Origin of the sequence: Chromohalobacter marismortui (assembly GCF_004364315.1) — a bacterium.
Taxonomy (GTDB): Bacteria; Pseudomonadota; Gammaproteobacteria; order Pseudomonadales; family Halomonadaceae; genus Chromohalobacter; species Chromohalobacter marismortui.
Window position 1 is genome coordinate 14,663 of record NZ_SOBR01000007.1, and the last position, 13,713, is coordinate 28,375.

General features: G+C 64.0%; 10 protein-coding genes. 7 read left to right on the forward strand and 3 right to left on the reverse strand.

Annotated features, from left to right (window positions below):
* Nucleotides 1-30: 30 nt before the first annotated feature.
* A complete protein-coding gene (gene exaC, locus C8E00_RS13565; protein WP_133698061.1) occupies nt 31-1,551 on the reverse strand; it encodes an acetaldehyde dehydrogenase ExaC in 1,521 nt (506 codons plus the stop codon).
* A gap of 229 nt (nt 1,552-1,780) precedes the next feature.
* Here exaC and C8E00_RS13570 point away from each other — a divergent pair, with 229 nt between their 5' ends.
* Nucleotides 1,781-2,743, forward strand: a complete 963-nt coding sequence (locus C8E00_RS13570) for an AraC family transcriptional regulator (RefSeq protein ID WP_133698062.1) — start codon at nt 1,781-1,783, stop codon at nt 2,741-2,743.
* A gap of 230 nt (nt 2,744-2,973) precedes the next feature.
* Nucleotides 2,974-3,783, forward strand: a complete 810-nt coding sequence (locus tag C8E00_RS13575; protein ID WP_133698063.1) for a hypothetical protein — start codon at nt 2,974-2,976, stop codon at nt 3,781-3,783.
* 133 nt (nt 3,784-3,916) lie between these two features.
* Here C8E00_RS13575 and lptG read toward each other — a convergent pair whose 3' ends face one another.
* Nucleotides 3,917-4,981 carry an LPS export ABC transporter permease LptG gene (gene lptG / locus C8E00_RS13580; protein WP_133698064.1) on the reverse strand — a complete coding sequence of 355 codons (1,065 nt, stop codon included), beginning with the start codon at nt 4,979-4,981 and terminating at the stop codon, nt 3,917-3,919.
* Entirely contained in the window at nt 4,978-6,060 is a 1,083-nt protein-coding gene (lptF, locus tag C8E00_RS13585; protein ID WP_133698065.1) for an LPS export ABC transporter permease LptF, read from the reverse strand. Before lptF ends, lptG begins: the two co-directional genes overlap by 4 nt.
* Before the next feature lie 207 nt (nt 6,061-6,267).
* Between lptF and C8E00_RS13590 the strand changes: the two genes are divergently transcribed.
* The 5 genes from C8E00_RS13590 (at nt 6,268) to C8E00_RS13610 (ending at nt 13,516) form a co-directional block, all read left to right on the forward strand.
* Complete coding sequence (locus tag C8E00_RS13590; protein WP_133698066.1) at nt 6,268-7,791, forward strand: leucyl aminopeptidase; 1,524 nt, start codon at nt 6,268-6,270, stop codon at nt 7,789-7,791.
* A gap of 121 nt (nt 7,792-7,912) precedes the next feature.
* The gene (locus C8E00_RS13595; RefSeq protein ID WP_133698067.1) at nt 7,913-9,013 is read left to right on the forward strand and encodes a branched-chain amino acid aminotransferase; all 1,101 of its coding nucleotides are present in this window, start codon (nt 7,913-7,915) and stop codon (nt 9,011-9,013) included.
* Nucleotides 9,014-9,080: 67 nt separating this feature from the next.
* Nucleotides 9,081-9,821, forward strand: coding sequence for an SDR family oxidoreductase (locus tag C8E00_RS13600; protein WP_133698068.1), 741 nt, complete (start codon nt 9,081-9,083; stop codon nt 9,819-9,821).
* 297 nt (nt 9,822-10,118) lie between these two features.
* Complete coding sequence (locus C8E00_RS13605) at nt 10,119-10,571, forward strand: DNA polymerase III subunit chi (protein WP_133698069.1); 453 nt, start codon at nt 10,119-10,121, stop codon at nt 10,569-10,571.
* Between the two features lie 101 nt (nt 10,572-10,672).
* Nucleotides 10,673-13,516, forward strand: a complete 2,844-nt coding sequence (locus C8E00_RS13610) for a valine--tRNA ligase (RefSeq protein WP_133698070.1) — start codon at nt 10,673-10,675, stop codon at nt 13,514-13,516.
* Nucleotides 13,517-13,713: the final 197 nt, after the last annotated feature.

The following is a 13,713-nucleotide window of genomic DNA, read 5'->3' on the forward strand; positions in this document are numbered from 1 at the left end:
GTTCGGGGCAGTGCCCCGAACGGCCCAGGCTCAATAAAGCCCCATCGGGTCGTCGCTGTAGGAGACCAGCACGCACTTCACTTGCTGGTAGTGGTCGAGCATCAACTTGTGGGTCTCGCGGCCGATGCCTGATTTCTTGTAGCCACCGAAAGCGGCGTGCGCGGGGTATTGGTGGTAGCAGTTGGTCCACACGCGCCCGGCTTGAATGCCGCGGCCCATGCGGTAGGCGCGGTTCATGTCGCGGGTCCAGACCCCGGCGCCTAGGCCGAACTCGGTATCGTTGGCGATGGCCAGCGCTTCTTCCTCATCGCGGAAGGTGGTGATGGCAAGCGTCGGGCCGAAGATTTCCTCCTGGAAGACGCGCATGTCGTTGCGGCCCTTGAGAATGGTGGGCTGCACGTAGAAACCACCCGCCAGCTCGCCCTCGAGACTGGCCTTGCCACCCCCCAGCAGGCATTCGGCGCCCTCGTCGCGGCCGATGTCCATGTACGAGAGGATCTTGTCGAATTGTTCCTTGGAGACCTGGGCGCCGATCTGCGTTTCGGTATCCAGCGGATCGCCCTGGCGAATGGTTTTGGCGCGTTCGATGGCGCGGGCCATGAACTCGTCGTAGATCGATTCGTGCACCAGCGCGCGGGAGGGGCAGGTGCACACCTCGCCCTGGTTGAAGAAGGTCATCAGCAAGCCTTCGATGCACTTCTCGGCGAAGGCATCACCGTGCGAGAGCACGTCCTCGAAATAGACGTTGGGCGACTTGCCGCCCAGTTCCAGCGTGGCCGGCACGATGCGCTTGGCGGCATTGGCCATGATATGGCTGCCCACCGGGGTGGAACCGGTGAAGGCGATCTTGGCGACACCTTCATGCGTGGTCAGCGCCTCGCCGGCTTCTTCGCCGAGGCCATGCACGACGTTGATCACGCCCGGCGGCACCAGGTCGGCGATGAGTTCGAGGAAGATGTTGATCGAGGCCGGCGTCTGTTCGGCCGGCTTGAGCACCGAGCAGTTACCGGCAGCCAGCGCGGGCGCCAGCTTCCAGGTCGCCATGAGGATGGGGAAGTTCCAGGGGATGATCTGGCCCACCACGCCGTAGGGCTCGTGGTAATGATAAGCGACGGTATTCTCGTCGACTTCGCTGATGGTGCCTTCCTGGGCACGCAGGCAACCCGCGAAATAGCGGAAGTGATCCGCCACCAGCGGGATGTCGGCGCCGCTGGTTTCGCGGATCGGCTTGCCGTTGTCCCAGGTCTCGGCCACGGCGAGCTTGTCGATGTTCTGCTCGACCCGGTCGGCGATCTGCAGCAGCACCTTGGCGCGCTCGGCGGGCGCCGTCTTGCCCCAGGCGGGCGCGGCCTTTTGCGCTGCCTTCACGGCACGGTCGATATCCGCCGCCGATGAACGCGGTACCTGACAGAAGACCTCACCGGTGACCGGGGTGATGTTATCCAGATAACGACCATCGGCGGGGGCGACCCATCCACCGCCGATGAAATTCTCGTAACGCGACTTGAAGTCGATGACGGCACCCGGGGTGCCGGGACGTGCATGAATCATGGCGTGTCTCCTTGAGCGAATGCGCCGGACCGAGTCGTTTGGTGTACGACCCTGATCCTGTCATGAAAGTGAGTGCGCATCGTCTTCAGCATGGCGCGTCGGCCAGCCATGGGTTTGCCTGCCAGTCTCCGACGATTGTCTGCCAGTCTCAGATAGCGAATTTGCCTACACTAGACGCTAACGGACATATTCATGTCCACACGCCGCCGGTACCGCTGAGGAGTTCGCCATGCACGCCGTCACGCCTCCCTATTCGCGCAGCCAGGCGCCTCGCGTGAACAACACCCGCACGCTCGAGCAACTGACGGACACGCCGCGTACACGGCGCTTGATCGAGAATCGCATCTGTTACGCCGGTCCGCATGCCGAGCTGTCGATCTACGATACCTGGTGGCCCGCGCAGGATGTCGCCTTGAACGCCGAGCGGGTGCTCTACTGCGGCATGCTGCAAGGGCGCAAGGTGATGCATGGCGCCACCGACGCACCGGAAACCTTCTTGCCGGGCGAGAGCTTCGTGCTGGCGCCGCACCAGGAAGTGCGCATCGACTTCCCCGATGCACGCCCCGACACACCGACCACCTGCCTGACCATCGATCTCGATCCTGAGCGCATCCACGCCCTCAGCGAGCGCCTCAACCAGACTCAGCCACGCACACGCGACCTCGGCGAGTGGTACTATCATCCTCAGGCCCTGCACGTACCGCATAGCCCGACCACGCAAGCGCTGATCGAACGCTTGATGGGGCTGTTCCGCGAGAACCACCCCGACCGCGACGCCTTGATCGGCTTGGGCATCGACGAGCTGATCGTACGTTTGCTGCGGACTCAGTCGCGTGAGTTGCTGCTCGCCGACGCCCGCCAGGCGCCGCCGCGTCACGGGCTCGCGGCGGCACTGGCGTGGCTGGAACGCCATCCAGAGCAGCCTCTGGATGGCGCGCAGTTGGCGCGCGAGGCCTGCATGAGCAAGGCGCGCCTGTACCGGCTGTTCCAGCGCGAGGTCGGCTACACCCCCGGCGAGTATCAGCAACGCCTGCGCTTGGCACGTGCGCGTCAGTGGCTGCGCGAGGCCGACGCCCCCATCACCGAGATCTGCTATTCGCTGGGCTACCGCAGCCTCAGCCACTTCACCCGTCGCTTCAAGGCGGCCTATGGCCTCACGCCCGGCGACTATCGCCGCCTTCTCGTGGCCTAGGCAGGCACCACGAACACTCGCCCAGGTCGCGCATCAATCAGTGTTTCCTCAACAAGAAGCGCTTGCATTTCAGCGTGAATCCGATAAAGTTAATAACGAATTTTTATTCTATCCGCATAAAGCAAGAATTCCTCGTGATACGCAAAACGGGTGTCACGCGGAATTCATGACCAGGGTAGATATTTCCCGCATCGCGTTGCGATGCACATAGTGTTCACAAGAGAGAGATCATGACGTTACGTCACGCCGAAAGCGGCGATGCTCCGCGATTGCACCTCGACCTCACTCCCTTTCAGGAAGACGGCCAGTGCTACGGCGATTACCACCGCCTGCCCCTCAATCCGATGCTCAAGCGCCTGTGCATAGAAGCGCGCCGCGCCGGTCTGGCGGATGCGTCGCTCGGGGCGCGCGACCTGATGAGCCATATGGCACTCGACGAAGACCATATCGTCACGCAAGAAATTTCCGGACGCGTGTGGCGCTACAACGTCGGCTACTCGGAAGCGCCCAGCCAGCTCGACTCGGCGCTCGATTCACTCGGCGCACGCATGCTCGAGGAGCCGCTGCCCACCGGCCTGGCACAGCTCACCGAGTCATGGGTCTACATGCCCGGACAGCTCGATGCCGCCACGACCCAGAGCACCGATGTGCTGTGGATGGATAAGCCGGCGTGGGCACGCTATCGCCTCGAACAGGTTCAGCTCTGGTTTCGCGCCCTGCGCGACGATGCCGAGCACCTCGGCGACGGCTGGTTGGCCTGGCACCTGACCCACCTGCCGCTGACACGCGCGCCGGTGTTCGATAGCGTCGATGCGTTCAGCAAGCTGGCACGCCTCGATCTGGGTGGCCGCGACGCCCTGGGAGAGCTCTCCTTCGTGCGGTATCAACAAGGGGAATGCCACGAGGGAATGGGGCTGGCGATCACGCAACTCCCGCACCGCATCGATACGCTGGCGCCGTTGGACGACGCTCTGGTGGTGCCCGCACGCCAGGTCGACGGCATCCTCGCACGCCTCGATCGCGCCCTCGCGGACTTTTGATACATCGCCTAAGCGCTTTCTGATAAGCGCAGCCTGAAAAGTCGCTAGCGCGACATGGGCAATCAACGCAAAACGCCCCCGGTGCCGAATACGGCGCCGGGGGCGTTGCGTTGTGGCCCGCGTAGCGTTTTCCTCAGCCGGAGCGCCTGAGCAGCACGATGCCGAGCACATAGCAAGCCACGGTGGGCACCAGCACCGCGAACACCGGCGAGAAGCCGAACAACATCGAGGCCGGGGCCAGCAGATCCTGCAGGTACTTGAACGAGACGCCGACGATGATGCCGTAGAAGACGCGTGTACCGGCAGCCACGGTGCGCAGCGGACCGAACACGAACGACGCGGCCACCAGCATCAGACCCGCCAGGGTGAAGGGCAGCAGCATCTTCTGCCAGAAGTACAACAATGGCTGCGTGGCTTCGAGTCCCTGGTTTTCCTGATAACTGGCGTAACGCCACAAATCACTGGGTGACTGGCTTTCCAGGGGACGCAGCAAGCGATTCAACTGGGCCGGAGTGAACGACGTTTCCCAGCCACGTTTAGCGTCGGTATTGACGACGGTACGGCCGTCCTTGAAGCGCGTTTCCTGGATATTCTGCAACTGCCAGCTGCCGTTTTCCCACACCGCGCGATCGGCATGCATGGCGCTAACCAGCCGCGTGCCATCGAAGTGATAGCGCGTGACATCGATGACCACGTCATCCGCGCGGATGGTCCCGAAGCGATAGAAGTCGTCGCCCTCGCGTTGCCAGCCACCGCGTTCGGAGAGGATGGCGCCCTCGCCCTCGAGCTGTTCCAGACGCCAGGCTTCCGCGTACTGCTCGGTCACTGGGCTGACCCATTCGCTGATTGCCATGGTCAGGATGATCACCAGCCCCAGGGGCTTCATGGCCCCCCACAGAATACGCGCCAAGGAGCGCCCCGAGGCGCGCATCACCGTCAACTCGTTGCTCGAGGCCATGCTGCCCAGACCGATCAAGGCCCCAATCAGAACGCCCACCGGCGCATACTGATAAAAGCGCCACGGCAGGCGCATCAGCAGATACACAAAGACATCCAGAGCGCCGTAGTTGCCTTCGACATCGCCGAGATCGTTGATATAGGAAATGACCAGATCCAGCCCCAGGATCATCACCTGCACGACCAGCATGGCCGACAGCACATTGCGCGCGATATAGCGATCGAAACGGTCAAAAATCATGCCCGGCCTCCTCGGCGCTGGTCACGACGCATCATCCAGATCCCCAGCAACAAATACCCCAGATGAATCGGCCACATGCCGATGAGCGGTGACAGCGCCCCACGCGCAATGGCGTCCTGCGCCGCCAGCAACAGGCTCAAGTAACTGATGTGTATGAAGATCGCCGGCAGTAACTTGGCGAACCGTCCCTGCCGAGGGTTGACCCGCGAAAGCGGTAAGGCCAAGAGCGTGAGAATCGGCACCATCAGGGGCATCGACAATCGCCACTGCAGGTTCGCCCAAGCTTCATTGCCGCCCCGCTCGATGAGCTCGGGCGTCGAGGTCAGCTCGGCCGCGTCGAGATTGATGCGTTCGCTGGACTGCGACAGGCGTACCGCATAAGTATCGAACTGCACACGCTCGGCGACATGCGTTCCCGGTTCGACGCTATAGCGCTGACCATCGGTCAACACCAAAAAGCGGCTGCCGGTGTCCTCGTCGACCGTTTGATAACCGCCTTCGGCGCGCGTGACCATGGTTTCAGGCGTTCCATCGTTACGCGGCTGACGCTGGCTTATGAAGACTTCTTCCATGCGCGAACGGTCATCGGTGAGGCTCTCGGTATAGGCGATGCGTCCACTGCCGAATTCCTGAAAACGCCCCGGCTGCAGCACCGAGAAATCGAGCCGGCTCTTCTGCTCCTCGAGCACCATCTCATTGTGGCGAGCGCCGCTCGGGGTCAGCCACAGACTGCACAACGCCACCAGAATGGCCACCAGCACGGCCGGCCACAGCGTCACCCGCAACAAGCGATTGGGGCTGATCCCGCAGGCCACCAGCACCGTGATCTCGCTATTGAGATAGAGCTGCCCAAACGCCAGCAGAATGCCGAGAAAGAACGACAGCGGCAGCACCAGCTCCATGAACCCGGGCAAGTGGAACAGCATCAGGGTGCCGAGAATGTTGGCGGGAATATCCCCTTGCGCGGCATCGCCGAAATAGCGAATGAAGCGACTGCCCATGATCACCAGCAACAGCACGCCGGCCACGGCAGCCATGGTGGCGAGGATCTCGCGCGTCAGATAACGGAATACGATCAAGCGTTTTCTCCCGGGTCGGTTCCCTGGTCCACGATGCCCCATCAGGGCCCAATGCAGCCTTCGACCACCCTCCCCATGCATTGCGTTCCGGCTTTGCGTACACTGGAATGCGTTCAGCGCCGGCATCATTGCCGGCATTATCCAGAATCCCCGGACACTTGTCTCGCCGCGAGGCAAGTCATGTCAGTTCAGTCGCGTGGAGACGCCATGGAATCCCCCGTAATCAACGTCAACCCGGCCAAGGTCGAAACGGCATGCTTGGTCGTGCCCATCTTCCAGGATGGAGACCTGCTACCGGCGGCGGACAAGCTCGACGACGCCAGTGAACGCCTGATCGGCCAGCTTCTCGACCGGGGTGACTTCGACCCCAGCCTCGGCAATGTGCAACTGATCCCGTTCGCGCCCGGCCTCGGCGCCGAGCGCCTGCTGCTCGTCGGCCTCGGCGAACGCGCCAAGTGCGGCGAGGGCCAGCTCATCAAGGCTCTGGACGCTGCGTTCGGTGCCATCGTCAAGCTGCCGCTGGATGACGTCGCCACCACGTTCACCGACGTGCCGGTCGGCGAACGCGACACCGCCTGGAAGGCCCGCGTCACCTTGGAAGCGGCGCATCGTGCCTGCTATCGCTTCGATGACTTCAAGTCGCAGCCGGCTCCCGCACCGCGCCTCGAGCGCCTGACGCTGCTGGTCGGCGACCAGGATGAAACGCCCCAGGCCGAACTGGGCGCGCGCATCGGTGCCGCCGTCGGCGAAGGGGTCGCGCTGACACGCACCCTGGGCAACTTGCCCAGCAATGTCTGCACGCCGCGTTACCTTGCCGAGCAGGCACGGACATTGGCAGCGGACGCCGACGGTGCACTGAATGTCGAGATCCTCGACGAGGAAGCCTTGCAAGCGCTGGGCGCCAACGCCCTGCTCGCGGTCGGCCAGGGCAGCGAAGAACCCTCGCGCCTGATCGTCATGCAGTACCGCGGCGCCGAGGACCCGGACGAAGCCCCGCACGTCCTAGTCGGCAAGGGCATCACCTTCGATTCCGGCGGCATCTCACTCAAGCCGGGGGCCGGCATGGACGAGATGAAATTCGACATGTGCGGCGCCGCCAGCGTCTTCGGCACCATGAAGACGGTGCTCGCGCTCAAGCCCAAGATCAATATCATCGGTGTGGTGGCCAGCGCCGAGAACATGCCCGATGGCCGCGCCTTCAAGCCCGGCGACATCGTCAAGACCCTCAAGGGGCTCAACGTCGAGGTCCTCAACACCGACGCCGAGGGACGCATGGTGCTGTGCGACGCGCTGAGCTACGTCGAGCGTTTCAAGCCCGCCAGCGTGGTGGATATCGCCACCCTGACCGGTGCTGCGATCATCGCGCTGGGCCATCATGCCTCGGGGCTGTTGTCCAACGACGACGATCTGGCACTGGATCTGCTCGACGCCGGCGAGAACGCCTGGGACCGCGCCTGGCACCTGCCCTTGTGGGAAGAGTATCAGAGCCAGCTGGATTCCAACTTCGCCGACCTGGCCCACATCGGCGGGCGCCCCGCCGGCACTATCACGGCGGCCTGCTTCCTGTCGCGCTTCACCGATGCCTATCCCTGGGCGCACCTGGACATCGCCGGTACCGCCTGGGCCTCGGGCGACAAGAAAGGCGCCAGCGGCCGCCCCGTGGGCCTGCTGACCCAGTACTTGCTCGACCGCGAAACCGAAGCCACCGAGACGCGCCCCAGCGTCGCGTGACCCTTCGCAGCCAAAAATTTGCATGCTAACGTAAATACCAGGCGCGCCGGACTTTCCTCGTCCAGCGCGCCTGTGCCATTCTCGGCATCCAACCGAGCGCCAGATTTGACGGAGAACTTCAGTGACCCCTTCAGGCTTCGATATACGGCCTAACGCGCATCCCAAGGATGCCGCCCTGCGCGAGACGATTCTCGAGAACCCCGGTTTCGGTCGTCATTTCAGCGATCACATGGCTCATATCCGCTGGACGAGCGATGTCGGCTGGCATGGCCACGAAGTCCGCCCCTACGGGCCGTTGACGCTGGACCCGGCAGCGGCGGTATTGCATTACGCCCAGGAGATCTTCGAGGGCATCAAGGCCTATCGCCATGCCGACGGCTCGGTGTGGACCTTCCGCCCCGAGAAGAACGCCGAGCGTTTCCGCGCTTCCGCGCGGCGCCTGGCACTGCCCGAGCTCTCCGACGAGGACTTCATCGGCTCGCTCAGGGCGCTGCTTTCCCAAGACCACGTTTGGGTACCGACGCCGGCCAGCGCCGCCGAGGAGTCGAGCCTTTATCTGCGTCCGTTCATGATCGCCAGCGAGACCTTCCTCGGTGTGCGGCCCTCCAAAGAGGTCGACTACTACGTCATCGCCTCGCCGGCTGCCGCGTACTTCAAGGGCGGCGTCAACCCGGTCTCCATCTGGCTGTCCTCGCATTACAAGCGCGCCTCATCCGGCGGCACGGGCTATGCCAAGTGCGGCGGCAACTACGCCGCCTCGCTGGCGGCCCAGAAGGAAGCCGAAGCGCACGACTGCGCCCAGGTGGCCTTCCTCGACGCCGCCGAGAACAAGTGGATCGAGGAACTCGGCGGCATGAACCTGTTCTTCGTCTACCAGGACGGGCGCATCGTCACGCCCAAGCTGACCGGCACCATCCTCGAAGGCGTCACCCGCGACTCGATCCTGGAACTCGCCAAGGACCAGGGCCTGACCCCCGAGGAACGTCACATCAGCATCGACGAATGGCGCGACGGGGCCGCCTCCGGCGAGATCACCGAGGTCTTCGCCTGCGGCACCGCCGCCGTCATCACCCCGGTCGGCGAGCTGCGCAGCGAAGACGAAAGCATTCGTCTCACGGCGGATAGCGGCGGCGAGGTCGGCAAACGCCTGCGCAAGGAACTCCTCGACCTGCAGTACGGCCGCCGCGAAGATACCCGCAACTGGCTGACGCGCCTGGCCTGACGTCACATCGAACGACACGGTGGCATAACCCGCACCGTGTCATTTCCTTCCCTTATCAGGAGGCCCTATGTCGAAAGTGATGCTGATTACCGGCGCCGGACGTGGCATCGGCGCCGCCACCGCCAGGCACGCCGCGCAAGCGGGCTATGCCGTTGCCATCAACTATCGCAGCGACAAGACGTCGGCCGAGGGTGTCGTGAGTGACATCGAAGCGGCGGGCGGACGCGCCATCGCCATTCAGGCCGATGTCGCCAGCGAGGCGGACATCGTTGCCATGTTCGAGACCGTCGACCGCGAATTGGGGCGTCTCGACGTGCTGGTCAACAACGCCGGCATCGTCGATCAGATCAGCCGCGTCGACGCGATGAGCTTCGAGCGTGTCGACCGCATGATGCGCATCAACGTGACCGGCCCGTTCATCTGCGCCCGCGAGGCGATCAAGCGCATGTCCACCCGTCATGGCGGCCAGGGCGGCGCCATCGTCAACGTCGGGTCGGCGGCCTCGCACCTCGGCGGTGCCAGCGAATACGTCGATTACGCCGCCTCCAAGGGCGCCATCGACACCATGACCGAAGGCCTCGCCAAGGAAGTCGCCGGCGAAGGCATCCGCGTCAACGGCGTACGCCCCGGCGTGATTCGCACCACCATTCACGCCAGTGGCGGCAACCCCGACAAGCCCGATGTCGCCGGCTCGGTGGTTCCCATGGGGCGCATCGGCGAACCCGAGGAAATCGCCAACGGCGTGCTGTGGCTGGCCGAGGCCGGCTTCACCACTGGGGCGTTGATCGATATCGACGGCGGCGTTTAGTCGCCATCGATTGGCTGCGCGTCGCCCAGGCGGCGTTGAATCCAGCTTCGCGATGCTCATTGAAGAACCCTCAACTGCGCTCGCTTAGCTGGATTCGCCTTGCCTGAGGCTAGCTCGCTCAATCGCTCGGGTGTTGGGCTGTAAGCCAAAGAATCAGATAATCTACCTTTCGTAGCTCGTAGCTCGTAGCTCGTAGCTCGTAGCTCGTAGCTCGTAGCTCGTAGCCGGGATTGTCTTTCTTCCAGCTTCCAGGCGCGTAGCGCCGCTCTTATAACTTACGACTCCCCGAAGGGGCCCATGACCCAGGTCGACTTCTACATCTTGCCCGATACCACGCTCGACGCGCGGTTGGACTTCGCTTGCCGCCTGGCGGAAACCATCCACCGCAAGGGCTATCGGTTGCATATCCACACCGAGGACGAGGCCATGGCACGCGATCTCGACGATCGGCTGTGGACCTTCAAGCCCGAGAGCTATCTGCCCCACGCGGTGCTGGGCGACGATGTCGCGCCCGCGCCGCCCGTGACCCTCGGCTGGGAAGCCCCGCCGGCGCCCGGAGTGGAGGCGATGCTCAACCTGCATCCCGAGATTCCCGAATGGTTCTCGCGTTTCGAACGCGTCGCCGAGATCATCAACCAGCACCAAGACGTGCTGACCACCAAGCGCGCCTGCTGGCAGACCTATAAAAAGCGCGGCTACCCCGTCAAGGCCAACGACCTCACCGGCACCTCACGCAACGCCGCGGGCTGAGCGCGCCATGACGTCACCCCGCTTGCGGGGTTATACTTGTCGGCATTTTTCGCCACGGCCATGCGCCGTGCTGACCGTATTTCAAGAGCCGACCGACGCCCATGGACAAGACTTACCAACCCGATCAGATCGAAGCGCGCTGGTATCAGCGCTGGGAAGACGCCAACCGTTTCGCGCCCGCCGGCCAGGGCGAGCCCTACTCGATCATGATTCCGCCGCCCAACGTGACCGGCAGCCTGCACATGGGCCACGCCTTTCAGGACACCATCATGGATACCCTGATCCGCTGGCGGCGCATGCAGCAATACAACACGCTGTGGCAGGTAGGCACCGACCACGCCGGCATCGCCACGCAGATGCTCGTGGAACGCAAGGTCGCGGCGGAAGACGGCAAGAGCCGCCACGACCTGGGGCGCGAGGCCTTCACCGACAAGATCTGGGAATGGAAGCACGAATCCGGCGGCCATATCACCCGTCAGCTGCGTCGCATGGGCGCCAGCGTCGACTGGTCGCGTGAGCGCTTCACCATGGACGACGGCTTCTACAAGGCGGTGCAGGAAGTCTTCGTGCGGCTGTTCGACGAGGGGCTCATCTATCGCGGCAAGCGCCTGGTCAACTGGGACCCGACGCTGCATACCGCGATCTCCGACCTGGAAGTCGAGAACAAGGACCAGCAAGGCCAATTCTGGCATTTCCGGTATCCGCTGGCCGACGGCGTGACCACCGATGACGGGCAGGATCACCTCATCGTCGCCACCACGCGTCCCGAAACCCTGCTCGGCGACACCGGCGTGGCCGTCAATCCCGAGGACCCGCGCTACGCCTCGCTGATCGGCAAGTTCGTCGAGCTGCCGCTGGTGGGCCGGCGGATTCCCATCGTCGCCGACGAACACGCCGACATGGACAAGGGCTCGGGCTGCGTGAAGATCACCCCCGCCCACGACTTCAACGACTACGAAGTCGGTCGCCGCCAGCAGCTGCCGCTGATCAACGTCTTCACCCCGGACGCCAGCATCCTGCCGCGCGCCGAAGCCTTCGACATCCAGGGCCGTCCGCTCGGCGAGATCGACACCTCGCTGCCCGCCACCTATGTCGGGCTCGACCGCTTCGCGGCGCGCCAGGCCATCGTCGACGACATGCAGGCCGGCGGGCTGCTGGCGCAGATCGAAACCGTCAACAACACCCTGCCGTTCGGCGACCGCTCCGGCGACGTCATCGAGCCGCTGTTGACCGATCAGTGGTTCGTGGCGGTCGAGGAACTGGCCAAGCCGGCCATCGCCGCGGTGGAGAACGGCGATATCGAGTTCGTGCCCAAGAACTACGAGAACATGTACTTCGCCTGGATGCGCGACCTGCAGGACTGGTGCATCTCGCGCCAGCTGTGGTGGGGCCATCGCATCCCCGCCTGGTACGACGCGGAGGGCAACGTCTTCGTCGCGCGCAGCGCCGAGGAAGCCCGCGACAAGTACGGCCTCGCCGCCGACGTGGCCCTCACCCAGGACGAGGACGTGCTGGACACCTGGTTCAGCTCAGGGCTGTGGACCTTCGGCACCCTCGGCTGGCCCGAGCAGACGCCGGAACTCGAGACCTTCCACCCGTCCAGCGTGCTGGTCACCGGCTTCGACATCATCTTCTTCTGGGTCGCGCGGATGATCATGATGACCCTGAAGTTCACCGACGAAGTGCCCTTCAAGAAGGTCTACGTGCATGGCCTGGTGCGCGATGCCCAGGGCCAGAAGATGTCCAAGTCCAAGGGCAACGTGCTCGACCCCATCGACCTGATCGACGGCATCGATCTGGACGCGCTGATCGACAAGCGCACCGGCAACATGATGCAGCCGCAGAAGGCCAAGGCCATCGCCAAGGCCACCCGCGACGAGTTCCCGCAAGGCATCGAGCCCCACGGCACCGACGCGCTGCGCTTCACCTTCCTCTCGCAGGCCACCACCGGGCGCGATATCAAGTTCGACATGGGCCGCCTGGATGGCTACCGCAACTTCTGCAACAAGCTGTGGAACGCCTCGCGCTACGTGCTGATGAACGCCGAGGGCGAGGACTGCGGCCTCGAGGGTGACGTGGCGCTGTCGCTGGCCGACCGCTGGATCGTCTCGCGCCTGCAGCAGACCGAGGCGCAGGTCACCCGTGCGATGGAAGAGTTCCGCTTCGACCACGCCTCGCAGGCGCTCTACGACTTCGTCTGGAACGAGTATTGCGACTGGTACCTGGAACTCTCCAAGCCGGTGCTGTGGGACGACAACGCCACCGCCGCCGCCAAGCGCGGCACGCGCCGCACGCTGGTGCGGGTGCTGGAGACCGTGCTGCGGCTGGCGCATCCGATGATGCCGTTCATCAGCGAGGAAATCTGGCAGCGCGTCGCGCCCCTGGCCGGCACCCATCAAGGCGGCGACGACTCGATCATGGCTCACCCCTGGCCGCAGGCCGAGCAGAGCCGCATCGACGAGAACGCCACGCGTGACATCGAGTGGCTCAAGGGGATGATCGTCGCCGTGCGCAACATCCGCGCCGAGATGAACATCGCCCCCGGCAAGCCGCTGGAGGCACTGCTCACCAAGGGCGCAGAAGCCGACCGCGAACGCCTGGAAGCCTACCGGCTGTTCCTCTCCAAGCTGGCCAAGCTCGAGAGCATCACCTGGCTCGACGATCCCGACCAGGCCCCTCTGTGCGCGACGCAGCTGGTCGGCGACATGGAAGTCCTGGTGCCCATGGCGGGGCTGATCGACAAGGACACCGAGCTCGCGCGCCTGGCCAAGGAAATCGACAAGCAGGACAAGTTCATCGGCGGCATCGAGAAGAAGCTCGGCAACGAGGGCTTCATCAGCAAGGCCCCCGCCGAGGTGGTCGACAAGGAACGCGCCAAGTTGGCTGAGGCCCAGGCGCACCGTGCCACCCTCGCCGAGCAGCGCGACAAGATCGCTGCGCTGTAAGCGCTGACTACACCCCGGCCTGACGAACGCCCATGCGGTTCACACCGCATGGGCGTTTTCATGTCAGGAGGACACAGCGCATAAAAAAACCCGCGCCAGGGGGCTGCGCGGGTCGAGGCAGGGTACTACTAGGGGTGCATCGCGAAACGATGCGGGGATGAAACATCTGATGAGCACCAGATGGCGATCACTTTATC